The following is a 26,709-nucleotide window of genomic DNA, read 5'->3' as shown; positions in this document are numbered from 1 at the left end:
CATGATTCGTCTAGTTGGTATGTAAGTGAGGTTCTCGACCACACCTCACGAAAAAATTTGATACTTCTCTTTATACTACCATCTATCATCTGATTGATTCTTCATTGATTTTCACCACTACATTCCCAACCTTTTTCCCTTGATCGACGTATCGGTGTGCCTCGACAATCTCATCTAGCGAATAAACCGAATCAATGACGGGTTGTAGCTCTCCTGCTTCAAACAGTTCGTTTAAGAACTTCAAATCCTCCTTTCGTTCGCTCGCCGGTCCTTGTCCCGCGACGGAACTGAACGCCCCGTTCTCTGCAACGTGCGTTTTGGCTAGTCGTTTATCAATTTTCCCCGAAGCGTCAAAGACGGCATCATACGTACCCAATTCACGGTCATACCCTTCTCTCGAATAGTCCACGACTACATCTGCCCCTAGCCGCTTCACGAGCTCGATGTTCCGTTCATGGCATACCGCAGTCACATGAACGCCGTAGTGCTTCGCAATCTGGACGGCAGTCGAACCGACAGCACCCGCTCCACCATAAATGAGAACGTTCGTCGCTCGCTCGATACGTGCCTTCCGTAAAAAATGTAATGCAGTCGTCCCACCAAATGGTAGCGCCGCTGCCTCGATAAAGCTGGCATGCGCGGGCATCTGAAACACACATTTCGATTCGTTCACGCATGCAAACTCGGCATAACCACCAAAACGCATCCCAGTAAGGGCATAGACGTTGTCTCCTACCTGAAAGTTTTTCACACTGTTGCCTGTTTCTACGACTGTACCTGCCAACACGACACCGAGAATCGGTTGACGTGGCGCCTTAAACCCAACAACTAATCGCATCGGTAGTTTTCCTAAAGCTGGAACGTCTAGTGCGCGGAGGCGTCGGTCTCCCGAGTGGACGGCCGATGCATGGACTTGAATCAGTAACTCATTACTTTTCGGCTTCGGTTGATGCACTTCTTGAATGACGAGTACTTCCGGTGGCCCATACGCGGTACAAATCGCAGCTTTCATATCGATTCACTCCATTCATGAATTGTCACCTCAATCTGTTATATACGTTCCCTCCAATAACAGGATTCAGTCCATCAGTCATGGAAAAACCGGATCATATCAAACGATATCATCCGGTTCATTCTTTACTGATACACTCGAATTGACGAGGGAAAACGGATTGTCTAATGAAGCGGCAGCCGCTTCCGATTGTGCAATGTTCATTTCGGTCACCATCGGTTCTTGACGACGTAGACGGAATGCCCGTTCAAGTCGACTCGTCAACAAGTTAAAGATAAAGATGAGTGCCGCCAGTCCAAGTGCCGGAACCAGGAACAAATGATTCGTCATCCACGTCATCGCAGTGAATTGTCTAAAGTAATACCCGAACATTGAAGACCACTCATAAATCGTCGGCATGACACCTTCTTGCAAGAGAACAGTCCCTCCAAAGAAGATTCCAAACAGTGAAAGATGAATGAGTAACATGAGCGTCTGGACAAACTGTTGCATGAAGACGATCACGAGGGTTGGGACAAGATGCGGGAAGAGATGTAATTTCACGCGATGCCAAATCCCGCCTCCAAGTGTTTGAGCCACAATCATGAATTCTTGTTGAAGCAATTGGCGAATCTCTGTGATCAGGTATAACGTGACGGCGGGTAGTCCGAGAACGACTAAAACGATTAGCTCGATTTTCACTCGATCCAATAGAGGAGGTACTAGTGTCGAATCCCAAAATGTCATCGTCGACGCGAGCATCATCAATGCCAGTAACGAAATCGGTAAAATCAAAAATCCATCGAGCAACGTTTTAAAGAAATGGTTTAACCGTGTCCCCCTGAATGCAAGCGGAATCCCCACCAATAAACCGATCGTCATCCGCCCAAGCGCGACAATCGCACAAATCCCGACAGTCCACTTAAAACCTTCCACGAACATCTGAAATAAATCATATCCAGCATAGTCCGTTCCGAGCCATTGATCTTTTGACGGCTCTAATGGCGGTATTCCGATAAGTCTCCCCTCATCTGAATAGAGCATAAGGGTTTGATCCACATTCCCATCACGAAACACGGTATTTCCAAAACTCATGATAAGGAGCCCAACTACAATGACAAAACAGACGATAAAAATCGGATCACGCATTAATATTCGGCGCATCAAACCCCACCTTTCCATGCATTTGGAATGATCCACTCAATGAATAGGTCCAATAGAAAAATCGGGAGATAGATGACGAATAAGATGACGAGCAAGATCTCCATCTGTGGATTGTAGACGGCGAAGCGAAATAGTCCCTGGACGTTGAACAAATATTCGACGATGAGAAGCGTCGATAAGATGGTGATGATGTTCGAACGGAAAAAGAGGTAAAATCGATAGATGATGTTCGGCAACAAATGCTTCCAAAACAGTCCACTCGGCCGAATCCCTTTCGCTTGTGCGAGCTCGAGATACGGGATGGCCTCTTGTTCATGGATATGGATGGTCAGCCATTTGATGAAGAAGAACAACGTCGTCAGTGTCAAGGTGACAATCGGGAGAAACCGAATGTACTCTGCGAACCCGCCTGCCACTTCGATTCGGTCGAACCCCGTCGACTTATGGATTGTAATCGCAAGAAATTGAGAAAAAATTAACCAGAACAAATCCGGTACCATCTCGAGTGTCTGACTCGATTGGTGCAGGACGGTGCGAACCCTTCTACCGCTCCGGTAATAGAAATATGCATACAATAGACCAAGCGCAGTCGACACGGCGAGCGCCGTCGTAAAAATGATGACCGACTCTTTGACGAGCGGTCCAAGTTCCGGCAAAAGAGGTAAGTCTGTTTGAGCGGTGATATTGTAGTATGTAATCTCGTCAAGCTTTTGAAGTTGGTTCAGCTGTTGCTCGATACCGCTCCAATAACTCGTCAGACTAAAATCGGTCTGAACGACAAGCGTCGGTAACGCACTAATTGCAATCAAGACAAAAAATGCGATGACAAGATGTGCAGATTTCCTTGCAATATAGGCCATAATTCGATCTCCTTTGGTTGACATATCTCAATCAAAAAGTGTAAAAGGATGTCCGGTTGATTGTTCATTTCCTAAAGGGAATAATATCCAAAGACACTTTCCACTGATTCTATCACATTCATTATGTGAATAGAAACAATTTTCAGAAATCATTATGGATAATGATGTATGTTATGATGAATTTATAGAAATATTTAGGAGGTTAAAGTATGTGGATTATTTTTGGACTCGCTGCGATTGGGGCGACGCTTATCAATTTGACTGTATTTATGATGGAGAAGGATTATAAACTGACAATGGCAATCGCCTTATCCTTGACAGCGCTGACGTTATGCGCAGAATATAGCTTGCTAAACATGTGGGTAGAAGCTAAGGACTGGGGTGCCATAACGGATGTCGTACCCGGTATGTCTCGTGCGTTATGGTTTTTGACAATCGCGGCAATCTTTATGAATATCCTTCCAATCTTTTTAGAGAGAAAACGAAACAAGATGAAGGAATCAAAATGATAGATAATCTGCTCAATCACTCCTGATTACATCTGAAGAAATCAGCCCCTTAAATATGAATCGAAAAGTTGGTACGTGATGATGGAAAATAAACTATTTGTGACTTTATCAAACCCTTTTGGACTTTTCATGTTTGCCGTGATTTCACTGTCCTTTATATGCCAGGCTGTATGCCGTCTCTTGACGTCTCAGTACATCTTGTTTGTAACCAATTTGATTGGTGGCCTGGCTTTCATCTTTATGACGTTATTTTTAGGGCGTACATATAAAAAAATGGACAAGAAAACGTGTTCGAAGCTATGAATTTAGCTTTGAACACGTTTTTGTTTGACCATGTCATACAATCAATCATCTGAATGGGTTGAGTACAATAACTCACCTTCAAGTGAGCGCAACTCATATTCAATTCCTGAGTGCATCTGCTTCGTCATCGTCGCACGACATGAAAACACATGCCCTGGACCATATGCAATGTCCGGTATTTCCTTGAAACCATATGCACGCTCGCCGAACCTTAACGTCACGTTCGATGAGCCCTTCGATGATTGGTCATCCACGACATAACATTCTCCCGTCTCGACAACGTAATTCGTCGCCATACGGTCATACGTCTCCATCCCCGCCATTCCAAGTATAGCAACTGATGCGAAGACAGCGAGAAAGACTCGTCCCAATTTCACACGATTGCGTGTCTTCCGCCACTCTCTCCAGTAGATGACAAGAGATCCTAAACACAATAATCCAATGAACCAAGCGAGCACAATTTCCAACAACCCCATCACCTCATTTTATAATACGACTATTTACAAAAAAGGATTCGGTGCACCTCATAAAAAAACTCGACACATGTCGAGTTAAGTCGTTTCATATTCTAGTTTTCGCTTTTGCCAAGCGACAAGCAGGATGCTGATGATGACGAGTAAAAACCAGGATGACAGTTTACCTAAATCGACGATGGCCCAGCCGTTCATCTGGTCCGGGTACGCCCAGCCGTTATAAAAGGTAACAATATTTTCAGCCAGCCAGATGAAGCAGGCAATCAAGAAGAAAGACAGGACGACCGGCATGTTGAATCGACGGTCATCGAGTTTATACGAGACAATCGAACGGCCGAACGCCAAAAAGATGAGTGCGATCAACAGCCACCGTAAATCTAGCCACACATGATGCCAAAAAAAGTTAAAGTAAATGGCAATCCCAAGTCCGAAGGCAACGATTGGGTTCGGCATCTTCGTGAATCGTAGATCGAGGCGACGCCATGCCTGGACGACGTAACTCCCGACGCTTGCGTACATAAATCCCGCATAGAGCGGAACACCCCACACTTTCGTGAACGCCTCATCCGGATAGCTCCATGACCCCATCTGCACTTTGAACAGTTCAAGTCCGAGACCGATGACATGGAACCAGCTGATGACCCTCACTTCTTCCATCGTCTCAAGTCCCGTCTTCACGAGGATCACTTGGACGAACAGACACCAGATGAGTAAGACATCATATCGCGGGAGCGGTAACTCCGCAAATTTCGTGACGGCGAGCGCACCAAAGATGGCGACCGGGAAGATACAACTAAGTGCCTGTTCGTATGCAAAGATAAAGAGATATCGTATACGTCCCATCCGTTGCCCTACCTTTCGATGTATTCATATAAAAATGAGGATTCTCCGTCATAAAAACGTGGGTCAAAGACGCCGAGCCGTTCTTCATTTGCCACGACGACGACGAACGGTGACCATTTGGTCAATGTGCGTGCCTCTTGATTCACTTCAAACAATGGCTCAAGATTTGTCTTTTCGGCACTCGTCAATTCGTATTGCAAGGTTGATTTTTGATAAATGGAATCTTTAAAAAGCGATACGTTCTCGTCAGACTTCGTGATGACGGTGAACTGAGTCGGGATGAATGAAGCGGAGAGCGCCACTTCGTCATGCTCGTCCGCGTATGCCTGATACAAGTAAGCTCCTTGCGCACTTTGAATGGCGACATACAGGACGAGAGCCGCCCATGCATACCGATACGTCTTATAGCGAACCTCCTGCTTCCGAGCGAAGAGCCAGGCGACTAAGAAGATTCCCCAATAGACGAAATCGACAATCGGGATCACACCGAATGTGATCCTCACATCCGAGATCGGCTCGAAGTAGCCCGTCCCCCACGCATTGAACAAGTCAGATGTGTTGTGTATGAACACAGACAACAGTGCCCACCAAAAATAGCGGATATCCGTCACCCGAAAGAGAAGACGAACGAGTATGTAAATGAGTAGTGCAAAGAGCGGAACAAGAAAGATGGAGTGTGTGATGCCGCGATGCCACATCTGATACATTCCTTCCGTATCCCACAACCGAGAAATCACATCGCTGTCCGGGATTTGGCTCCCGACAAGTGTCGTGACGAACAAAGCTCGCTTTTCATGTTGTTGTAAATCACGTTTATCGGCTGCACCATATAGTGTCAATCCGAATATCGTATGTGTGATCGTATCCACGCTTTACCTCCATAATGAAAGAGACATCTCCCAGTCCTGGACGATGTCTCTCCTTCTTAATTCTCTTCATCCATTTTCATCGCACGTCTTGCGACGATGATCACGAAAACGACAGCGACAATTGGAATGATCAATGGCATCCAATTTAACATCCGCCTGTCCCCCTTCATCTAGTGTCGCAAGCAGTATAGCACATCTACTCACTCGATAGAGGAATGAATGCTTGTGTTTTCATAAGTAGTTGCCATTTTTTCGATTGTGGCTTTCATGTGATCACGGAGCGTGAGCGGTTCGACCACTTCTACCTGTGCGCCTAAAGAGAGCAACCAGTAAATGAATCCGTCAGAAACGGCGGCATCGAAACGGATGAGGAATCGTTCTCCATGTTCCGATACAGAAACGTCCTCCCCTAATTTATCAAAGATGACCGGGAGTACCCGCTCGTCCACAGACAAGACGATTTGCTCATCCAAACCGTTATACATATTGAACGACTTTTGATAATAGTCATCAGGTAGGTGATGTTTCGGGCGAATGGTGCCGTCTTCCACAATCTCCGAATTGACGATGCGGTCGACTCGATAGTTCCGCACTTCTCCAATGGATTCATCGATACCAATCAAATAGTACTGCTCGTGATTCCAATGCAAGTCAATCGGATTGACGACATAACGTTCTCCGTCACGACGAAGCGGGAACGTTCGCTTCGTCACATCGAATCCGACGACATCTGTATATTGAAACGAGATCGCTTTTCGTTCATGAATGGCCCGTTGGATGCGATCGATATGGTAAGGAATGTGTCCGTGTTTTTTCTTCGGCGTCTTGATGATCGATTGTAGCGTCTTCGCTTCAGGGATGCTCGTCAGCATTTGAAGTTTCTCAACGATTTCTTCGGTCACATCTTGTGAAATGAACTTGGCTGCGACGATTGCATCGACCATCATCCGAAGTTCATGAATCTCAAATAAGCGGGCCGAATGCCAATATTTTTTGGCGAGACCATTCTTCTCCAACTCATCCTGCACTTCAAACCCCGAATTATTCAGTGCCTGGATATCGTCTTTCACCGATTTTTTTGCTAACTTAGAAGTATCTCCGATTGTTGATAAATGTTCAAGCAAATCCTCTAGCGTCTTTGGATTCGCTTCGTCCGTGTAACGTTCAAAGAAACGTCGTACTTCAAGTAACCGCTCTCGGTTATTCACGGTTCTATCCCCTTTCATTTCTCTATCTAAATTATGTATAAACAGACATTATCATTTTATTTCCACGAAATAAAGGTATTTTCCATTACAAACTGTTTAAGGAGGCGCCATCTCTAGTGAAACATTATGCACACGTCAACGGCTCAAAAATCGAATATATAGACCGTGGTCACGGTCCCGTCATCGTACTGATTCATGGGACCCAGTCCTCAAGTCTAGAACCATACCATGTGGACCAACTCGTTTTGTCCGGTTTCCGGGTCATTGTCCCATCTCGGCCTGGATATGGAGAAACTCCCTACTCGTTTTCAGCATCCCCTCAAGCGTTTGCGATACAACTCCATCACTTGATGCAGATGCTAAAGATTGAGCGGTATCATGTATATGGCATCTCTGCCGGAGGACCGACCGCCATCGAGCTCGCTTCACAGAATCAGCGTGTACTCAGCTTGACCCTCGCTGCCGCCGTGACGAGTGTCGTCGATTTCCCGTATCGGGACACGGTCAGTCGAAATATTGTCCAACCCGCATTTATTGCCCTTCAATACATCATGAAACAGTTCATCGCTCGTGCCATTCAAAAACATCCATTCGAAGCGACGGCCCGTATGATTCAATCGACGAGTGTGTTGGCACTCGAGACGATTCGAGAAGAGGTGTCACCATACGACATCTTCCTCCTAAAACGTGTCGCGAATCAGATGGCATTTGGACTTGGCGCACAGTTCGATTTAAAACAACGTGTCTCAAGTGAGGTCTTACTCGGTGTCACCTGCCCGACCTACATCGTCCATTCAAAAAATGACAAGGCCGTCCCGGTTCGTCATGCGCATTACGCGAAGCGATTGATCCCGCATGCTCAGTTAACGATCCTGAACAGCCCAGGACATCTCATTTGGGTCGGACGACAAGCGAGAAAATCAGAGCGACAAATCGAACGGTTTATCCGATTCAACTCATAAGCATCTCAAAAAGAGGTGCTTTTTACGTATTTAATCCTAAAATTTCAATCAGTCGATTCGTCGTATGTTCCGGTATCTTGTAGACCACGTCATCCCGTCCAAATTTCGTGATGACACTTGGACGGTTCGGTTGACCGAGCCAAAGCTGATAACGCTCTTGCTCCCCACCTTTAAATTGCAGCAAGAGATCAAAATCGGGTGCTACTTCAATCTCAATGTATTCGATTTCTTCCGAACTTCGTAGCATTTCCGCAAACACCTGCACCTGGCTCAATTCATGAAACTCTAACGCTGCTTCCGGATTGAATGTTCCGCGCACTGATGACTCCGCCACCATCACGCGTTCAACTTCTTCATTCTCAATTTCCCCAATCGGATCCCCAAATGGTGCGGTAATCGTTCGAATTGCATCAACCCACTTCATCATTTTATCCATTCTCTCACCCCTCTCTTCTCTTCATCTATACGTAGATCCAATCGAAACGGTTTCAACATTTGGAAAAATTAAAAAGCCGAGCAAACGCTCAGCTTTTACACTCACTCATATTTCCAACCGACTAAACTTGCCTCGTCTCCGACGTAGCGGACCCGTTTCTCACCATCACTTGGGAAGACGCGAAGGGTTGCCACAGCGTCACCGTCGTTGACGAAACATTCGACACTCGACGAGTCGACATACAGATGAAGGGACGTGACCTCAATCACTTTTGTCCGGGTCGTCCCAAACTCCGTCGCGAACGGTTCACCCGCGTTTGTCCGATCGATGGTCAATTCGCGTGTATCTTTCTCGTACCGAATCACGAGCGACTCATCTTCCGTCTTCAATAGTTCAAGTTTGAAGTCTTCTCCAGCCGTCGACAGTTCCAATTCAAAACGTTCGGGTGAAACCACGTCAAGCCGTGTCCCTGATTCGTTGACAAACTGGTCTTTTCGGAGTTTCTTCATTTCAGGGATTGGTCGTTGTATCAACTTGCCATCTTCGAGTGATAGCTCACGTGGCAACGTCAACGCATGTGCCCAGCCGTACCGGTCTGTAGGATATTCAATCTCCGGTAGGCCCATCCACCCGACTAAGAAGCGACGACCATCATGCTCCGTCGTTTGCGGGGCGTAAAAGTCGAACCCGAAGTCGAGCTCTTCAAACGACTCATGCGTGAAGACGAGCGTCTCTAAATCGAGCGTACCTGTGACGTATCCAGATTGATAGATGTTGTGATAGCGATGACCTTCAGGCTCAATCCCTTGCGGAGAAAAAATGAAGACATGCCTTCCATTCAGTTCAAACACGTCAGGACACTCCCACATGTAACCGAACTGCTCGAGCTCGGTCTTCACCTCACCTAAAAACGTCCAATCATTCAAGTTGGTCGAACGATATAAGACGACACATCCTGTCTCATCCGTTCGCTGTGCACCGACAATCGCATAATATGATCCATCTTCTTCCCATACTTTCGGATCGCGGAAATGTTCCGTGTAACCTGCCGGAATATCCGGGATGGCCACGTTGCGCCGCTCGATCATCCCGTCACGTAAGACACCGATAATTTGCGAGGCGTGACGCGTCCAATCGTCCGTACGATGATTCCCGGTATACATGACGTGAAGGGTGTCGTTTACGACGAACCCACTTCCAGAATAGGCACCGTGGGAATCCTCCTTCGTTTCAGGGACTAACGCCACCCCGCGGTCGGTCCAATGCACGAGATTTTTCGAACTGACATGATACCAATGTTTGAGACCGTGAACTGGCCCGAGCGGGAACCATTGATAGAATAGATGGTACTCTCCGTCGTAATAAGCGAAGCCGTTCGGGTCGTTGAGGAGGCCCGTCGGCGGCTGGATGTGGTATCCAAACCGCCACGGGGATGCGGCCGTCTTTGCACGGAGCACCTCCATCTCGAGGGCGCTCACGTCACGGAGTGAACGATAACGTTCGGCCTTCGTCCAATTCATAGTGTCACTTCCTTTTTTGTTATGCGGCTTGTTTGACCGCTTCTTTTTTTGCTTGTCGTTTCGCGAGGATGAATGTCAATCCGAATGTTACGGCAAAGGCGATGGCCATGCCAATGATATACGAGATAATCGAACCCGGTGCGATTGAAATAATACCTGGTAATCCGGCAGCACCGAGCGCTACTGCCAATACGTCGTTTCCAACGATGAATGCAGAGGCGATGGCTGAACCGACGATGGCTGCGATGAACGGATAACGAAGTTTTAAGTTGACCCCGAACATGGCAGGCTCTGTGATTCCAAGTAGTGCAGAGATTCCTGATGCTGAGGCGATCCCTTTCATCTTCTTATCAGCAGTCAAGAAGAAGACCGCAAGAGTAGCTGCCCCTTGTGCGACGTTTGACATCGCAGCAATCGGGAAGATGAACGATCCACCAGTTTCCGCGATATCGGCGAGAAGCTGTGTCTCAATCGCGATGAAGCTATGGTGCATCCCCGTAATAACGATTGGGGCGTAGAGAAGACCCATGATCAAACCACCGACGAAACCGAGTGAATCATATGTCCATACTAACCCATCGATGATCAAGTTCCCTGCTTCACGAGTGATCGGTCCGACGAAAGCGAACGTGATGAACGCTGTGAAGAGGAGTGAAAGTAATGGCGTAAGCAAGATATCAAGTGATGCCGGCATAAACTTCCGAATGTTAATTTCAAGCTTCGATAAAATATACGTCGAGACGAGGACTGGTAAGACTTGTCCTTGGTATCCTAACTTCTCAATCTCGAGTCCGAAAATGTTCCAAACCGGAATCTCTTCAACACTTGCCTGAGCGTATGCATTGATCAAGTCCGGGTGAACCATGATCATCCCGAGCGCTGCACCGAGGTACGGGTTACCACCGAACCGTTTGGCTGCGGAGAACCCTATGAGTACAGGAAGGAAGACGAAGGCGGCGTTTGCGAACGTATTGATCATCGCTGCGAGGTCGGCCATGCCTGGATACTGGTCAATCAACGAACGTCCATCAAAGAACAAATCCGGTGCCGTCAATAAGTTGTTGATCCCCATCAAGAGACCACCGGCGACGATGGCCGGGATGATTGGAACGAAGATATCCGATAACATTTTGACGAACTGTTGGAGCGGGTTCATTTTTTTCGCTCCGGCTGACTTCACATCTGTCGTCGACATGTCTCCAAGACCAGTCAATTGTGAAAATTCCGCATATACCTTGTTGACCGTACCTTGTCCGATGATGATTTGGTATTGTCCACCTGTAGAGAAGGTCCCCTTCACCACATCAAGTTGTTCGAGTGCTTTCTCATCGACCTTTGACTCATCGTTCAATACGAGACGAAGGCGAGTCGCACAGTGGGCAGCTGCCGCAACGTTTTCTTTCCCACCAATCGCTTCTAGTATGGATGCTGCTTCTTTTTTATAATCCATCTTCATTTCCCTCCTAACGTTTCATTTACAAGTTGTCGTGATGGAATGGCTGGAATAGCGCCATAAGCTGTACATGTCAACGCACCCGTTACGTTTGCATATTCGATGTCGGAACGTAAGCGCTCCGGGTCAAACCCGAGCGTTGCCAACCGATACAAGTAAGCTCCAACGAACGCATCTCCCGCTCCCGTCGAATCGATACTGTCGATTGAGATTGAAGGAACGATTTCATGATGCGTGCTTGTCGCAATCAACGTCCCACGAGACCCTAGTGTGATGGCAATCTGTTTTGCACCTAATTGCAGTAGTGCTTGAACAGCGTCTTCAAGTTGCTCTTTACCGGTCAACAAGTGGGCTTCTTCTTCACTCAATTTAATGAAGTCCGATTCCGCGATGAAGTGTCTCGCATCTTGTTTAAATTGCTCGAGGTCCGTGATCAACGCATCTCGATAGTTCGGGTCAAATGAGATAAACAAGCCATCCCGCTTTGCAAATTGTAATAACTTAAAGTACGCGTCTTTCAATTTCCCATCAAGTAGTGCTGTTGCCGAGCCGAAATGAATGATGTCTCCTGACTCGATCACCGATAAGTCGATCGACTCGAAGGCATACTCCCCGTCACTTCCGCGACGGAATGTGAAGTCCCGCTCTCCGTCCTTTTGAATCGATACGAATGCGAATGTCGTATCTCCAGACTCCACAAGGTTTTCTGTTCGGACGCCGTTCTCGACTAACGTCTGTTTCAAGAAAAGACCAAACGGGTCATCGCCGACCTGTCCGAGGAAACTAGATTGTCCCCCGTGCTTACTGACGACTGCCGCGACATTCGCAGGTGCGCCTCCTGCTTTTTTGACGAACGTCGTCCCGTTGACGAGATCGCTCGAGGCATCCTCGCATACCCAGTCAATCAACAATTCGCCGATACAATGTACGGTGTTCATATCGTCCACCTCCAAAAATCAAATGAGTTCTTTACACGATTGGTACCGGTTCCAATTTAAAATAAAAAATGTTGCGGAACCGGTTCCGCAACACAAATGTAAACGATTTATTTTAACTTGTCAACGCTTTCTCGAACTTTTAATTCAAAAATTGTGAACGTTTTCATCGGGACATATTCACCGTGTAAAAGCTGTAGCATCATGTCAGCTGCTTTCGACCCGGTTCTGCGATAAGGAAGGTGCACCGTCGTAATGGATGGATGCAGGACTTCCGTGAAATCATATCCCCCGAAGCCACTGACAGAAATGTCATTCGGAACCTCAATCCCTTGATTCGCGAGTCCCTTTAATACGCCTAACGCAATGTTGTCTGTCGCACAAACGATCAAGGAAACAGTGCCGACCTCATCTGCCAGCTGTTCACCGATTGGAATGGCGTCTTCAATCTTAAACGTTGTTTGAATGACTCTGACATTTGCCCCCGATTCTTGAAACGATTTCAAAAATCCGTCACGTCGCTCTTGTCCGACTGCGATATCTGTCTCCGAAACACCCACGTAGACGACGTTCCGATGACCCCATCTCATAAACTCACTACCGAGTGCATTGGCCGCTTCATGGTCAGGATAAACGAGACTATGCACGTTGTCATGCTGTTGCCCAATCAACAGAACAGGAATTTGAATCGCCTCAATCGCCTCAAGGTGACGTTCCGTCACCGTCGTCCCGAGCCAGATGATCCCGGCTACTTTTTGTTTGGCCAAGTTGTATAGCTGTTCGATTTCTCGTTCCGTCTGTTGTGCTGTATTGACGACGAGCATTTGATATCCTCGTTCCGTGAGCTGTTCATCAATCCCCATCATCGTCCGTGAGGCGGCATACGAATCGAGCCGTGGAACGATGACCCCAATCATCTTCGTCTGCTTCGACTTGAGACTTTGCGCGAACTGATTCGGCTCATAATTCGTATCTCGAATGACCCGGTCGAGTTTTTCCCTTGTTGCCTTTCCGACCGACCCACCGTTCAAATAGCGTGAGACCGTACTTTTTGCGACACCAGCGAGCTCGGCAATGTCTTTAATGGTGACTTGCTTCATCCTTACCCCTCCATATGAAAAAAGCTGACGTGCGAGACGCCGTCAGCTTAATGGTTTACTACATATCGTTTCTTAAAATTTAAATAATACAGACCGTTTCGTTTTTCGAATCCATTCTGCAGGAGAACATGGTGCATCTCTTGTTGATGTGGGCTCGTTGGCGGAATACCGGCACGAACGATCTGCCCGTCAATCAAATTCGAATCAAGCAACGCGAGACGAAGTCCCTCTGTCGCATATCCTTTGTTCTTGTATGCATCAAACACCATCAAGTCGAGCTGGTAAACGCGGGCAAGCTTGAGTAACAAGACTTTGCCGACCAGTTTGTCATCGACCATCAAGTCGTAATAGAAGTCCTCTCCATAACTATGCTCTTCTGCGTGATAAAGTTGCTCCGACCCCATTTCCTCGAGGATTCCTTTCAACTCTTCTGCAGAAACGCCGTATGAGTTTTCTCCATATTTTTGAAAATGTTCATATTCAATCTCATCAATCTGGCGAATAGGTTGACGCACGATATTCATCCCGTGCCCTCCTTAACTAGTAGTTCAATCTCTCTGCGCTTATTATAAACGAATCCCTTCATCAAGCGCAAAAGATAACCGAACGTCAAATCGGTTCGATATGAATATGCACCGAATCGACCGCATGCTGTTCATCTAGTTTTCGTTCGATGTCGTCACATAATTCATGGGCCGCATCCACGGTCAGGTCGCCATCGACCGCAATCGTCACGTCGAGCATCACGTGATTTCCAAGATGGCGTCCTTTAATTTCCCGAACTTCTTTCACCCGCTCAAATTGTTCAATTGTTTCTTCATAAGACTCGACGAGGTGTGGTGGAAATCCATCAGAAAGCTGATGGGTGGCATCTAAAAAGATTTGAATCGCTGTCCGGATAATCATGCCGGCAATGACAATTGCTAAGACCGTGTCCATCCAAGATAGTTGAAAATAAGCGAATAACACACCAAGTGTGGCTCCAACTGAAATCATCGCATCGGCCAAGTTATCTTTTGCCGCTGCTTTAAGTGCCAATGACTTTGTTTTCTTCGCGAGGTTCAAGTTGAACCGATACACCCCGAACATGACGAGCGCACTGACGAAGGCGACGACCGCGGCCAACGGATTCGGCTCCGCATATTCTCCCCCGATCAAATTAGACAGGCTATTGAAGAAAACAAAGATACCGACCGCAATCATGATCAATGAAGCGATGAGCGCAGAGATCGTCTCCATTTTGGCGTGACCATACTTATGCTCCGCATCACGAGGCAATGCCGCAACCCGAATGCCGATATAGACGGCGACGGATGCGATAATATCCGTCGTATTGTTGAACCCATCGGCTAAAACTGCCTCTGATTCATATAAGTATCCGAAGAATACTTTTAGTATAGATAAGATCAAATATGCCGTGATCGACACAATCGCTCCCTTGAGCGCTTTTGGTGGATGATTTGTTGTCTCCATCCGCCCACCTCCTTATTAGCTCAGTTAGTATAGCAGGTGACATTCGTGTGGGGATAGAGAAACAATGTTTCTTACAGCCAAAATAAATGGAATATATTCCCGGTAGTTTCGTTTAACAAATTTTATGGTAAAGTAAACAGGAAGAGACCTTAGGGTTAAACCGCAAAAAGAGGTGAAACAGATGTTTACAGAACGAGATGGGATCAAATTACGATTGGAACAAATTGACAGATTATTAATCGATTTGAATCGTGAGGCGAAGCAATTGATGGCACGCCTCCGCGAATTAGATGCTTCTGGTGAAAATCCGCACGAAGTATCTTTGAAACCTGAAGAACGCGATACGTTGAAATCGTCAATCGATGAAACGCTTGAAGCGCTACAAAGCCGTTCAAAACGTCCGATGAACGTGAACGACGAGAAGAAGAAAGAACTCGCTTCTCATAAAGCACTCATCGATGAGTTATCAGACTTACTCAGTAAGAAAAAATGAGACGCACCTGCGTCTCATTTTTTATGAAGGAGCCCGAATCATGTATATCGTAACCACTTGTTTACGCCCGACAGATGATGTCTTATCTCGTGCACAAACGCATGCTGCAGAGTACAACATGAAATTTGTCGAAAGACGCAAACATTCTATGGATGAATTGAAAAAACGCTATCAGCAAGATGTACTTGTATTTGATAAGCGACGTGTCGAGTTCACACCCATGAATAGTACAGAGCCGTTCTTTTTCCACCCTTCGAGCTCTGTCTTTCGGGTGAAGCAACTGATCCGAGGTGGAAGAGACCCACTCATTGACGCCATGCAAGCAACACCGGGTGATCATATTCTAGATTGTACACTCGGACTAGGCTCGGACAGTATCGTCATGAGCCATGTCGTCGGTTCAAGCGGTAAAGTAATCGGCCTCGAGAGTCAATTCATCACAGCTCAACTTGTTCGCGAGGGTATGTCCGTATGGGTCGAGAAAGATGAGCAAGTGAATGAAGCAATGCGTCGCATTGAAGTCGTTCACTCCCATTCACTAGACTACCTAAAAATATGCGATGAGAATTCGTTCGATTGTATTTACTTTGATCCGATGTTCGAAAAAACGATTTCAGAGTCGGTTCATTTGAACCCACTTCGCTCAATCGCCGATCCTTCCCCACTCTCAGAAGAGATGATGATCGAAGCGAAACGAGTAGCTAAGAAACGGATTGTCTTGAAAGCTCATTTTGAAAGTCCAGCGTTTCAACAGTACGGTTTCACTCAAATCAAACGTAAAACGTCCAAGTTCCATTACGGATATATCGACCTAGAGTCGGAGTCTATTTAGTTCATTTTAACTAAATAGGACTTTAGACTCTTTTTTTGTATATTATTTTCTGAATATTGACATTAATCAGACACAAAAGGTACATTAACAACAAGCTCACACATTTTCCCATTATTTTTTTACAGGAGGTTCATACAAATGAAAAAACGTTCCATGCGTCGAACGACTCTCGCGGCTCTCATGACTTCAGCCATGACGGTCAGTTTCGTTCCGGCTGCCGGTGCTGCACCACTTTCGGTCGCACCATCTGCTCCGACAACAAGCGAGCTCGCTCCGTTCGACCACAATATCATCGATGAGGATCGTCTCGCGAAAGCACTTGAAAAACGAGGCGTCATCAAAAAAGGATTATCTGCATCTGAACGAATGAAAGCAGTCGATGCGTATATCTCGAAAAAACAAGGTGAGGCTAAGGATGCTCATAAGCACGATGACGAATTGAATGAAAAAGCTGCAAAAGCAAAAGAGAAGATACATAATCAATTCGAAAAAGAATCTGAACGTATTCTCGACAAAGCTAAAAAAGGTCAAGCGAACTATCGTAAAGGAAAACCGAATGGCCAAGTGAAGGTTTCCCCTGCACAACAGTCTGCATATAACGGTTCTGTTCGTGAAGACAAAGTTCTCGTTCTTCTCGTCGAGTACAGCGATTTCAAACATAACAACATTGAACAAGAGTCAGGCTATATGTATAGTGACAACTTCAGCAAGGAACATTACGAGAATTACATGTTCGGTGACCAGTCATTTGAACTGTTCAACGGTGAGAAAGTTCAAACATTTAAACAGTATTATGAAGAACAATCAGGCGGAAGTTACACGGTCGACGGTGAAGTTTCAGAATGGTTGACTGTTCCTGGAACTGCAAAAGACTATGGTGCTGACCGTGCAACTGGCGGACACGATAACGCCGGCCCTGGTCCACGTCAACTCGTTAAAGATGCATTGAATGCTGCAGTCGCATCTGGAATCGACCTTTCAGAACACGACCAATATGACCTATACGATTTGGATGGTGACGGTGACTTCAACGAGCCGGACGGCCTCGTCGACCACTTGATGATCATCCATGCGGGTACTGGGCAAGAAGCTGGTGGCGGTGCACTTGGTGACGATGCCGTATGGTCACACCGCTGGGTTCTTAACGGAGTATATCCAGTAGCGAACACTGAAGCCGCTGTCCCTTATTGGGGTGGTAAAATGGCAGCATACGATTACACAATTCAACCAGAAGATGGCGCAGTCGGCGTCTTCGCACACGAATTTGGACATGACCTCGGTCTTCCAGATGAATATGACACACAATACACAGGTCAAGGTGAGCCAGTACAATCTTGGTCAATCATGAGTGGTGGTAGCTGGGCTGGTAAAGTCGCTGGTACGGAACCAACAAGCTTCTCACCACAAAACAAAGATTACTTCCAAAAAGTAATGGGTGGTAACTGGGCGAACATCACAGAAGTCGATCTTGAAGACATTAACGCACAAGGGTTTGTCTCACAACTCGACCAATCTGTGACGAAGTCAAACAATCCAGGAATCATCAAAGTCAACCTTCCTGATAAGAAGATTAAAGGAATTGAGCCGGCATACGGCGATTACTATTACTACTCGACAAAAGGCGACGACTTGCATACTGTACTCTCGACACCGACGGTCAAACTCGGCGCTGATGGTACGCTCGCTTTCGACACACGCTTCGAGATCGAGTATGACTACGATTACTTGTATGTGAAAGCACTTAGTGGCGGAAAAGAAGTCGTCCTTGATGTTTACGGTGATGACGACACTGGTAACGGTGCTGAATCAACGAATGGCGCTTGGGTAAACAAATCATATGATTTGTCTCAATTCGCTGGACAAGACGTGCAAATCGTATTCGAATACGTAACAGACGGTGGACTTGCTCTTGAAGGGTTCGCACTCGACAACTTGTCAATCAAGTCAGAAGGTCAATCGCTTCTCGCAGACGATGCAGAAGGCGCAGAGAAAGTCACGCTCGAAGGCTTCGTCAAATCGGACGGATATGACACGAAACCGCACTACTACTACCTCGAATGGCGTAACCACGCTGGGTCGGATATGGGTCTTCTCAACGGTCGCGGCGTGAAATATAACACTGGTCTTGTCGTTTGGTATGGTGATGACTCGTTCACAGATAACTGGGTCGGTGTTCACCCTGGTGAAGGCTTCCTCGGTGTCGTCGATTCACATCCACAAGCGCTGATCGGTAACTTGAACGGACAACAAACAGTAGCGGGTAGCACGCGTTACCAAATCGCTGATGCGGCGTTCAGTCTTGATAAGACACTTGCTTGGTACATCGATTCACCAAGTCGTGGAATCTACGATTACAAAGCTCAAGCTGGCGTGAAGCAGTTCAATGATGCGAACTCGTACATCAACTCGCTCATTCCAGATGCAGGACGTAAACTTCCGCAATACGGTCTCGTCATCGACGTGGTCGGTGAAGCGAAAGATAACTCTGCAGGTGCAGTTTGGATCCGTAAACAATAATGATGTAGCATTCGACCTCCACTCTTCTTCTATCGAAGATTGGGGGTCTTATTATTCTAAAAAAGCTTGAAAATGACGATTAACCTGTGTAACATAGTTGGTGTAACGCCTCTGTAGGTTAGTGGCAGACCTCAGCAATGGTAATGCTGCAGCACGAGTTCGATTCTCGTCGGAGGCATCAACTCTACCGTTCAATCGAGCGGTGACAAGCACTTCCTGAATGTTTCAGGAAGTGCTTTTTCGTTTTATTTCCACGTTCATATCTCAATCAAAATTATGTTTTTCTTCTGTACAATATTTTCTGTACAATATTTTTTAGTGGCATCGATTCTATTTTTGTTGATTTTAAACTTTATTTAACAAATATAGGTATATACAGAAAAAGTGATATAATAGATTGGGACAATTTGAAGGGAGTGAAGAAAGTGTTAGACTTTTTGTTTCTTATAAGTTTTCTTGTTCTCGCAATCTCGTTCTTATTACACTCAGCTGCTAAAGGTGAAATGAAAAAAGATCACGGTATGCGCATACAACCTACTGTGAAGATGTTAAGAATGCAAAGAACGACTCGGCAGTTGATGAGCGTATCTGGGGCTGGTCTACTGATTCTGTTCGCTATCGTTTCGGCTTCTCCGTCAAGAGAAAAAGAACCTGGCGCTAGTGCAATTAAAATAGTCGGAGAGGAAGATAGGGAAATTTCAAATAAAGACACACTTACGATAGATACTAATTTAGTATTGGACGAGCTTGAACCTTTGCCAGAAGTTCCTGCCGGATACACAGACCGATACAATGAAGTAAATGAAGTTATTGCGCGTACCGACGCCCTCCTCACCCTCATCAAGAAAAATATGAGTGAATGCAATGGCCCGTGTAGCGACCTCCCTCTGGAAGAAATCCAAACTCGTTTCGATGCGATGGAAGAATTAATCACCACTTCTCGCAACCAATTACAGAAGGCGTCTGAAATTGTGAATGAAATTGCGCTAGAAGACCCGGCCGAATTGCACACGCAAAAATTATTTGAACTTGAAGAGAACTTGCAAGCAACCTCTTATTCACTCGAAACAATGCAGATTGCGGAGTCGTGGGAAAGTTGGGATGAGCCGATTGAATACGCAGAAAGCACCCGAACGAAACGACTTCACAAAACCGCTTTAAAAGATACGATACTTTTGACAAATGAAAAAATTTCTGAAGAACAAGAAAACGAAAATGATGTACATGAGAATTCGAACATAGCTTCAGGAGAACACTTTACAGAACAACAATTAAATGAAGTGAGTATAAATAATGAAATCACCGTAGATCGCACTATTGATATGACACACGAAATGATTGGGATGATATACGTATGTGGCAAAATTTGCGACAACTATCCCATAAGTGATATCCAAATTAATCTTTCTTATATTAAAAAAGACGTGTTACAGATTATAGATTCATTAAAAACGATGTCTGAAGTGATGCGCCAACTCGAGAATTCAACTACGCCGAACGTAGACCAAGATGCAGTAAAAGAAATAGCCAATCAGCTAGAAATTTCGAAAAAACGGATGACTATTCTATTGACTAAAGATGACTGGTCCGATTGGAAAGAACCAGGTATATTCGGTACAGAATCGATTAATTACCTCGAGAACTTAAAGAATAACTTAGCTTTTTAAGCGTCATATTTCGTGCACAGTACTGTGCCACTTATCGCCCATGCACAGGCGAATGCACAGTTTTATACATAGATAACTTGCAATGACTATTTTCGAAATAGTTCAATCACACCATACCTTTCATGAACGGAGGCATCAACCTTAGCCTTCAATCAAGCGGTTAATAACATCCAGTGAACTTTTTATTCGGCCGTCGGTGTCTTAGAAAAATACAAACGTCCGCCAGATGACAATCGTTTGCGTTGCTCGCCCGTCGACGCCCCGACTCCTGCAGGAGAGCAATCCGACGGAGAGCCAGCAGCGACCTTGGTCGCGATGCGGCTCCGGGATTGCCTGCGGAAAGCGTGGGCGTCGAAACGGCGAGCGATAATATTCATGTTAGTCAATAAACGATATCAGGAGGTGCTTTCTATTTGCTCGTGCACTATCATATGTATTTCTACACCTTCCCTCACCTTGACATCATTTCCGTTCCTCTATAAACTTGAAAAGTTGAAATCATTGAATAGTTACAGGAAGGAGCATGATTCATGCTAAACGAATGGTTATGGATTCCTTCTGCCATCCTTACACTCGGACTACTCGTCCTCAGTTACAAGTTATTCGGACGAGTCGGCTTATATGCTTGGATTGCGATGGCTTCAGTCGTCGCCAATATTCAAGTCACGCAACAGATTGTAATTGGCGGATACATTTTCACACTCGGTAACATCGTCTACGGTTCGCTCTATTTAGCGACAGACATTTTGAACGAAAAGCACGGACGAGCCGCTGCCCGTAAAGGCGTATGGCTCGGGTTCTTCATCTTGATCGTCTCGACGGTCCTTATGCAATATGCTCTGTTATATGAGCCGTTTGAAGAAGCGATGTTTATGCACGATAGTTTTGAAGCACTCTTCTCGATGCTTCCGTTAATCACACTCGGTAGCCTTGCCGCTTATCTCGTTTCTCAATTGTTCGATGTCTTCGTCTATTCGAAGATTCGCGCAAAAACGGGTGAGAAAAAGCTTTGGCTCCGTACGACGGGTTCGACCGTCTTATCGCAACTGATTGATACATTCACATTTTGTATCATCGCGTTCTGGGGAATGGAATGGGACATTTGGTGGAATATCTTCATCACGACGTACGTGGCGAAGTTTGTGATTGCGTGGATGGCGACTCCGTTCATGTATTACGCCAAACGCACGAACCCACAAGACGAATCGGAACAACATGCCGCATAATCAAAAGCCGTAACTTCAATGTGAAGTTACGGCTTTTTTATGGTCGTTCAATCTGGATACGCACAGCATACGGACGGGCTTCTTCAATCGACGTCGACTCTCGACAGACTGTGATTGCTTTAAACGCGTCAATCGCAACCGCTTCGATAGTGTGATCATTCGTTTCGACTTCAAGAATGGTATAAGCAGGTAGACACTCGAGTTTAACCCACTCCCCGTTACGTTTTTTTTCATAGATGACTGGTGTTTGAATCGAGTAACGTCGGAGTAAATCATGAACATTCATCTGATCTCCTCCCTATTCAAATCGTACATCTATTATAGAAAGCGTTCTCACGTCTGTAAAGCGAGCACACAATAATTTTATACATATTTCCACTTCATTTTGACTTCAATTTTACCGATAAAAGAAGTAAAGAAATGGGGTGAATTGATGCGTTATCGCCGACAGGAGACGTTCCGCTATATCTTACCGAATCCCCGTAGCATCCCTTATCGACTAGTTTGGGAAGAAAAAGAACTATACGACGGGGAAGGATTACTCCTCAATGTGAGTTCTCATGGATTAAAACTGCGATCGGACTATCTCTTCCCGCTCTCTGATGATTTACAGGTCCATTTTCTTTTTGACCTCGTTCCGACACTTCAACCGATCGAACTGATGGGACATGTCAGACACCGTGGCCAAACGGGCTCGCTGTATGATTATGGGATCATGCTTGATGTGAAGTCTGATGAAACTCAGCAACTCGTCACGATGATTAAAACGTATGCACGTGAAAATAAATGAGGACATGCGTCATGCATCTTCTCATTTTTTCGTGTTTCCAAAAGAGGGTATACTACAACTATCAACCATTGACGAGGTGTTCGTATGACAAGAAAATTCTTATTGATTCCATGGGGACTAGCGATCGCAATTGCTATTTTCGGTCCAAATGTACCGTTTGACGGACGATTTTTACTCGACTTCATAACCTATAATACGGACGCTTATGAAGGCTATTCCCTTTCATTGTTTAGCATTTTAGGCGTTTATCCGTTGGCACTATTCCCACTTCTTTGGTCAGAAGTGAACCAGTTGAAGCCAAATCCACTCATTGCTGCAGTGAGCAGTTTCTTCGTTGGTGGATTCTTACTAGCGCCATATTTGGCTTTCGCTAGACAGTCACCTTATCCGACACCCGTCAAGCCACTTCCAACTCGTATTTTGGGTGTTGTATTACTATTGGTGACCATCGGACTATTCATTGCCGCAGCGAACACAGGGAATGTAGCCGAATATTGGTCGTATGTAGAAAAAAACCAGTTCGTTCGCACGATGACAGTCGATTTCTTTTTGTTGGCATTCATTCAAATCACGTTAATGAATCGAGACGCCAAACGCTATAAAATGGGGTTATGGCCACTCCCTTACATTCCACTCTTCGGTTTAATTTTTTGGCTCATGATTCGCCATCAGAAACCGTTTAACGAAGCTCCACCGAAGCGAGAACAAGCCGAAATGAAACTTTGATCCCCCATTTTGACCAGAAACGGCTATACTAAAGATTAGCTGTTAATGAAGGAGACCATCACATGCGTTATTTCCAAGTCACATCTTACGTGACTGTAAAGAATGAAGAACTTGAATTCAATGAATACGTAAAAGTACCAAACCCAAAAGTAGATCAATTCTTGAAGGATACGTTAGAACTTGATTTATACGATGACAAAGTGACCTTACAAGAATGTGTTGTCTCAAAAGGGAAATGGGAATGTCCGGTCGGTGATTTTGTCATTACGGAACATATGAACGAGAAAACGTTTAATCGGCTACAAAACAGCCGTTCCGTAAAGTCCAAATCATAAACCAACTCACAAAAATGCCTCTTAGTCCAATCGACTAGGAGGCATTATTTACGATTTCATAATTTATTCATTTGATTCATCTTCAGGGTCTGGATCGGGATGCTGTGTCGGAGCCGGTTTTTTCGCCGGGTTCGATTCATCATCTGGTACTGGGTCCGGATGAACCCCTGGTTGTGATTCGTCGCGCTTCATCATATCCCTCCTTCTTCATTCCTTTTTATATCCTTTTTTCATTGTTGTAAAACCAAATCAGTGGATGTTTTGGTTTCCAATCACGCGTCGCGAAATCGCTTTTTCTATCTCCACAATGAGGAATACTGCTAGACCGAACGCAACAGGGTAAATCCAGTCTTCCCATGTCAATGGAGCTGTTCCGAATAAAGTGTGCATGAATGGAACATACGTGATAAACAATTGGAGTGCAATGAGCAAACCAGACACGAGAAAAGCGATCTTGTTCTCGAAGAAGTGACGATTGAATGCAGGCACCAATTCAGTTCGACAGTTATACAAATGGAACAATTGCGCCATGACAATCGCGTTCAACGTAATCGTTTGCAACTTTTCTGTGGAGTAATCAAAATCACCAAGCATGTAGTTGATCCAAAGACTACCTCCCCCAATCAAAATCGATACTAACGTGACACGGAAGATATAATACCGACTGAGAAGGGGGACGTTTGCTGGTCGAGGCGGTCGTTTCATCGTGCTCTCTTCAAGAGGCTCGAACGCAATGGCCAATGAAAGTGTCACGGCCACAACCATATTGACCCAAAGAATTTGAACCGGGCTGAGTGGTGCAGCTGCTCCTAGCAAGATGCTCATTGCAACAAGTAACGCTTGTCCACCATTCGTTGGCAGGAGGAACAAAATGGTTTTCTTCAGGTTGTCGTACACTCGACGTCCTTCACGTACGGCGTTGTAAATCGTCTTGAAGTTATCATCGACTAAAACCATTTGCGACGCTTCTTTTGCAACTTCAGTTCCTTTGATGCCCATGGATACCCCAATATCCGCTCGTTTCAAGGCTGGCGCATCGTTCACCCCATCTCCGGTCATCGAGGTGATTAGGCCGTTCTCTTGCAATCCTTTGACCAGGCGTAATTTATCATTTGGACTCGTTCTAGCGAACACATCATTATGAATAGATGCTTCTTTAATCTCTTCATCCGACATATCCGTCAATTCACGTCCTTCGAGCGCCCCTTCCACTTCCATCCCAAGTTCTTTTGCGATGGCAACTGCTGTATCTTTATGGTCTCCTGTGATCATTTTGATTCGGATTCCAGCATCACGACACGCAGCGACCGCTTCAATCGCTTCTTGGCGAGGCGGGTCGACAATTCCGAACAACCCAAGGAACGTTAGACCATTTTCTACATCTTCATGGTCGATTGACTGTTTTGAATGGTCGACTCGTTTGAATCCTGCACCGAGGACACGTTGCCCGCGGTCAGCAATCTCTTTACGCTTTTCATCCCAATAGTCTTGCGTGAAGTCTTCTGAAGCAGCCATCTCAAACAAGCGGTCAGGTGCTCCTTTGACAAATATCATTCGCTCCTCATTATAATCCACGAGTGTCGCCATATATTTGTATTCGGAGTCAAATGGAATTTTCGATATCACTTTCAATCGTTCGATGGGACGCTCTGCTTTCTCCGCGACTGTCAATAGACAAGCCTCGGTCGGATCCCCGTTGATCACCCAGTCCCCATCCTCTTCGTTCAATTGTGAATCATTACATGTTTTACCGACGGTCAAGAGATCAACCATCGACTCATCATCATCCAAGTCAAACGGCTGACCGTTCAGTTCAATGTCTCCATTCGGAGCGTACCCACTACCAGACACTTCGACATCATGATGTGCCGTCACAATCTGTTTAACCGTCATTTCATTTTTCGTTAACGTCCCTGTCTTGTCTGTACAGATGACGGAAACCGCCCCTAATGTCTCGACTGAAGGTAAACTCCGAACAATCGCTTTTTTCTCAGCCATATTCCGCACACCAAGTGCTAAAATAATCGAAATGACTGCCGGCAATCCCTCAGGAATCGCAGCAACAGCTAATCCAATCGTCGTCAACATGAGTTCGACCGGTTCGTAATCTCGAAGGAAGTAACCAAACGCATAAATGATGACAGAGATGATTAAAATCGCAATCGAGACAGTTTGACCAAATTTAGTCGTCTGACGGATCAGTGGCGTTTTGACGGTTTGTACCTCAGAAATGGAGGCATTGATTTGACCAAGTTCTGTCCCTTCTCCAATAGCGATAACGATGGCTTTGGCACTTCCTGTCGCCACACTTGTACCGGAATATACCATGTTCTTCCGATCGGCCAAAACAGCTTCTTCTTTTACGATGTCTGATTTTTTCTCGACAGTCGTCGCCTCTCCCGTTAAAGCCGATTCTTCGACCTTAAACTTTTCAGCTTGTACGACACGGGCGTCGGCCGGTACTTTATCCCCTGCTGCGAGAACGAGGACGTCACCGACGACCAGGTCACTCGAGTCGATTTCAGATTGCTTGCCGTCTCGAATGACGGTTGCCTTTGTTTCTAATAATTTTTTGATTCCTTCGAGCGCTTCTTCTGCCTTATTCTCTTGCAAATATCCGACGACACCGATGATTGTGACAACAAGCACAATGACGATTGTATCGATGTACTCTCCGAGGAAGCCCGTGACGACTGCAGCACCAAGCAGTACGTATACAAGAATATCGTTAAACTGCTTTAAAAATTTAATTATTTCTGGCGTCTTCTCTTTTTCTGGTAACACGTTCTTTCCGAATTCTTCTTGTCGACTAGTGACGGTATCTCTCTTGAGTCCCGATTCAAGATCAGTCTCTACTTGAGATTGCACCTCATCGACTTCAAGCGCGTGCCACTGCCTGTCTTCGTTTTGCATGGTTCTTCCTCCTCGAGAAATACTTTATGAAAAATCTATCATCTATCTGTTCCCAATCTGGTGGACCACAACACGTCCAAACGTGTCAAATTGTTGGCGATTTCCCAAGAT

At 45.7% G+C, this 26,709-nt stretch carries 27 protein-coding genes and 1 tRNA gene; 11 read left to right on the top strand and 17 right to left on the bottom strand.

Annotation, left to right across the window (positions count from 1 at the left end; all coding sequences use genetic code 11):
* Nucleotides 1-85: 85 nt before the first annotated feature.
* The 3 genes from KNO90_RS00210 to KNO90_RS00200 form a co-directional block, all read right to left on the bottom strand.
* On the bottom strand, nt 86-1,012 hold the full coding sequence (locus KNO90_RS00210; protein WP_214740559.1) for an NAD(P)-dependent alcohol dehydrogenase: 927 nt from the start codon (nt 1,010-1,012) through the stop codon (nt 86-88).
* A gap of 99 nt (nt 1,013-1,111) precedes the next feature.
* Nucleotides 1,112-2,155, bottom strand: coding sequence for an ABC transporter permease (locus KNO90_RS00205; protein ID WP_214740557.1), 1,044 nt, complete (start codon nt 2,153-2,155; stop codon nt 1,112-1,114).
* Nucleotides 2,155-3,015, bottom strand: coding sequence for an ABC transporter permease subunit (locus KNO90_RS00200; protein WP_215112726.1), 861 nt, complete (start codon nt 3,013-3,015; stop codon nt 2,155-2,157). The genes KNO90_RS00205 and KNO90_RS00200 overlap by 1 nt, the downstream gene beginning before the upstream one ends.
* Nucleotides 3,016-3,224: 209 nt before the next feature.
* Between KNO90_RS00200 and KNO90_RS00195 the strand changes: the two genes are divergently transcribed.
* The gene (locus tag KNO90_RS00195; RefSeq protein ID WP_215112725.1) at nt 3,225-3,524 is read left to right on the top strand and encodes a hypothetical protein; all 300 of its coding nucleotides are present in this window, start codon (nt 3,225-3,227) and stop codon (nt 3,522-3,524) included.
* 344 nt (nt 3,525-3,868) lie between these two features.
* Here KNO90_RS00195 and KNO90_RS00190 read toward each other — a convergent pair whose 3' ends face one another.
* The 4 genes from KNO90_RS00190 to KNO90_RS00175 form a co-directional block, all read right to left on the bottom strand.
* Entirely contained in the window at nt 3,869-4,297 is a 429-nt protein-coding gene (locus KNO90_RS00190; RefSeq protein ID WP_214740551.1) for a hypothetical protein, read from the bottom strand.
* 81 nt (nt 4,298-4,378) lie between these two features.
* Entirely contained in the window at nt 4,379-5,143 is a 765-nt protein-coding gene (locus KNO90_RS00185; protein ID WP_215112724.1) for a DUF817 domain-containing protein, read from the bottom strand.
* Between the two features lie 8 nt (nt 5,144-5,151).
* Complete coding sequence (locus tag KNO90_RS00180; protein ID WP_215112723.1) at nt 5,152-6,012, bottom strand: metal-dependent hydrolase; 861 nt, start codon at nt 6,010-6,012, stop codon at nt 5,152-5,154.
* Between the two features lie 200 nt (nt 6,013-6,212).
* Nucleotides 6,213-7,220, bottom strand: coding sequence for a helix-turn-helix transcriptional regulator (locus KNO90_RS00175; RefSeq protein ID WP_214740545.1), 1,008 nt, complete (start codon nt 7,218-7,220; stop codon nt 6,213-6,215).
* Nucleotides 7,221-7,336: 116 nt separating this feature from the next.
* On the opposite strand from KNO90_RS00175, the gene KNO90_RS00170 reads away from it, so the two are divergent.
* Nucleotides 7,337-8,182, top strand: a complete 846-nt coding sequence (locus KNO90_RS00170) for an alpha/beta fold hydrolase (protein ID WP_214740543.1) — start codon at nt 7,337-7,339, stop codon at nt 8,180-8,182.
* 22 nt (nt 8,183-8,204) lie between these two features.
* Here the strand turns inward: KNO90_RS00170 and KNO90_RS00165 are convergent, their stop codons facing one another.
* The 7 genes from KNO90_RS00165 to KNO90_RS00135 all read right to left on the bottom strand — a co-directional run bounded on the left by KNO90_RS00165 (nt 8,205) and on the right by KNO90_RS00135 (nt 15,099).
* Complete coding sequence (locus KNO90_RS00165; RefSeq protein ID WP_215112722.1) at nt 8,205-8,618, bottom strand: YhfM domain-containing protein; 414 nt, start codon at nt 8,616-8,618, stop codon at nt 8,205-8,207.
* A 101-nt stretch (nt 8,619-8,719) separates the two neighbouring features.
* Complete coding sequence (locus KNO90_RS00160) at nt 8,720-10,138, bottom strand: glycoside hydrolase family 32 protein (RefSeq protein WP_215112721.1); 1,419 nt, start codon at nt 10,136-10,138, stop codon at nt 8,720-8,722.
* Between the two features lie 19 nt (nt 10,139-10,157).
* Complete coding sequence (locus KNO90_RS00155; RefSeq protein ID WP_215112720.1) at nt 10,158-11,588, bottom strand: sucrose-specific PTS transporter subunit IIBC; 1,431 nt, start codon at nt 11,586-11,588, stop codon at nt 10,158-10,160.
* A gap of 2 nt (nt 11,589-11,590) precedes the next feature.
* A complete protein-coding gene (locus tag KNO90_RS00150) occupies nt 11,591-12,529 on the bottom strand; it encodes a carbohydrate kinase family protein (protein ID WP_215112719.1) in 939 nt (312 codons plus the stop codon).
* 107 nt (nt 12,530-12,636) lie between these two features.
* Nucleotides 12,637-13,626: a LacI family DNA-binding transcriptional regulator gene (locus KNO90_RS00145; RefSeq protein WP_215112718.1), complete on the bottom strand. Its 990-nt coding sequence runs from the start codon at nt 13,624-13,626 to the stop codon at nt 12,637-12,639.
* Nucleotides 13,627-13,673: 47 nt separating this feature from the next.
* Nucleotides 13,674-14,150: an N-acetyltransferase gene (locus tag KNO90_RS00140; RefSeq protein ID WP_214740531.1), complete on the bottom strand. Its 477-nt coding sequence runs from the start codon at nt 14,148-14,150 to the stop codon at nt 13,674-13,676.
* Nucleotides 14,151-14,235: 85 nt separating this feature from the next.
* The gene (locus KNO90_RS00135; protein ID WP_214740529.1) at nt 14,236-15,099 is read right to left on the bottom strand and encodes a cation diffusion facilitator family transporter; all 864 of its coding nucleotides are present in this window, start codon (nt 15,097-15,099) and stop codon (nt 14,236-14,238) included.
* Between the two features lie 181 nt (nt 15,100-15,280).
* On the opposite strand from KNO90_RS00135, the gene KNO90_RS00130 reads away from it, so the two are divergent.
* From KNO90_RS00130 to KNO90_RS00105, 6 genes are all read left to right on the top strand, one after another.
* Nucleotides 15,281-15,592: a hypothetical protein gene (locus KNO90_RS00130; protein WP_012726238.1), complete on the top strand. Its 312-nt coding sequence runs from the start codon at nt 15,281-15,283 to the stop codon at nt 15,590-15,592.
* Nucleotides 15,593-15,632: 40 nt separating this feature from the next.
* On the top strand, nt 15,633-16,424 hold the full coding sequence (locus KNO90_RS00125; protein ID WP_215112717.1) for a class I SAM-dependent methyltransferase: 792 nt from the start codon (nt 15,633-15,635) through the stop codon (nt 16,422-16,424).
* A gap of 153 nt (nt 16,425-16,577) precedes the next feature.
* Complete coding sequence (locus KNO90_RS00120; protein ID WP_483299190.1) at nt 16,578-18,941, top strand: immune inhibitor A domain-containing protein; 2,364 nt, start codon at nt 16,578-16,580, stop codon at nt 18,939-18,941.
* 107 nt (nt 18,942-19,048) lie between these two features.
* A tRNA-Thr gene (locus tag KNO90_RS00115) sits at nt 19,049-19,119 on the top strand.
* A gap of 247 nt (nt 19,120-19,366) precedes the next feature.
* A complete protein-coding gene (locus KNO90_RS00110) occupies nt 19,367-20,608 on the top strand; it encodes a hypothetical protein (protein WP_215112716.1) in 1,242 nt (413 codons plus the stop codon).
* 530 nt (nt 20,609-21,138) lie between these two features.
* Nucleotides 21,139-21,834, top strand: a complete 696-nt coding sequence (locus KNO90_RS00105) for a queuosine precursor transporter (RefSeq protein WP_214740522.1) — start codon at nt 21,139-21,141, stop codon at nt 21,832-21,834.
* Between the two features lie 37 nt (nt 21,835-21,871).
* On the opposite strand, the gene KNO90_RS00100 is transcribed toward KNO90_RS00105, so the two are convergent.
* Nucleotides 21,872-22,120: a hypothetical protein gene (locus KNO90_RS00100; RefSeq protein WP_214777110.1), complete on the bottom strand. Its 249-nt coding sequence runs from the start codon at nt 22,118-22,120 to the stop codon at nt 21,872-21,874.
* A 147-nt stretch (nt 22,121-22,267) separates the two neighbouring features.
* Here KNO90_RS00100 and KNO90_RS00095 point away from each other — a divergent pair, with 147 nt between their 5' ends.
* From KNO90_RS00095 to KNO90_RS00085, 3 genes are all read left to right on the top strand, one after another.
* Nucleotides 22,268-22,624: a PilZ domain-containing protein gene (locus KNO90_RS00095; protein ID WP_214740518.1), complete on the top strand. Its 357-nt coding sequence runs from the start codon at nt 22,268-22,270 to the stop codon at nt 22,622-22,624.
* Between the two features lie 84 nt (nt 22,625-22,708).
* Nucleotides 22,709-23,350 (top strand): hypothetical protein, encoded by a 642-nt coding sequence (locus tag KNO90_RS00090; protein WP_215112715.1) that lies wholly within the window; start codon nt 22,709-22,711, stop codon nt 23,348-23,350.
* Between the two features lie 62 nt (nt 23,351-23,412).
* Nucleotides 23,413-23,685 (top strand): hypothetical protein, encoded by a 273-nt coding sequence (locus KNO90_RS00085; RefSeq protein WP_215112714.1) that lies wholly within the window; start codon nt 23,413-23,415, stop codon nt 23,683-23,685.
* A gap of 63 nt (nt 23,686-23,748) precedes the next feature.
* Here KNO90_RS00085 and KNO90_RS14745 read toward each other — a convergent pair whose 3' ends face one another.
* Entirely contained in the window at nt 23,749-23,877 is a 129-nt protein-coding gene (locus KNO90_RS14745; RefSeq protein WP_285800710.1) for a hypothetical protein, read from the bottom strand.
* 57 nt (nt 23,878-23,934) lie between these two features.
* Nucleotides 23,935-26,598 carry a cation-transporting P-type ATPase gene (locus tag KNO90_RS00080; protein WP_215112713.1) on the bottom strand — a complete coding sequence of 888 codons (2,664 nt, stop codon included), beginning with the start codon at nt 26,596-26,598 and terminating at the stop codon, nt 23,935-23,937.
* Nucleotides 26,599-26,709 lie beyond the last annotated feature (111 nt).

It is taken from the genome of Exiguobacterium sp. s63, from assembly GCF_018617335.1.
Taxonomy (GTDB): domain Bacteria; phylum Bacillota; class Bacilli; order Exiguobacteriales; family Exiguobacteriaceae; genus Exiguobacterium.
Note: the sequence above shows the minus strand (reverse complement) of the source record. Positions and strands in the feature narration are given on the sequence as shown.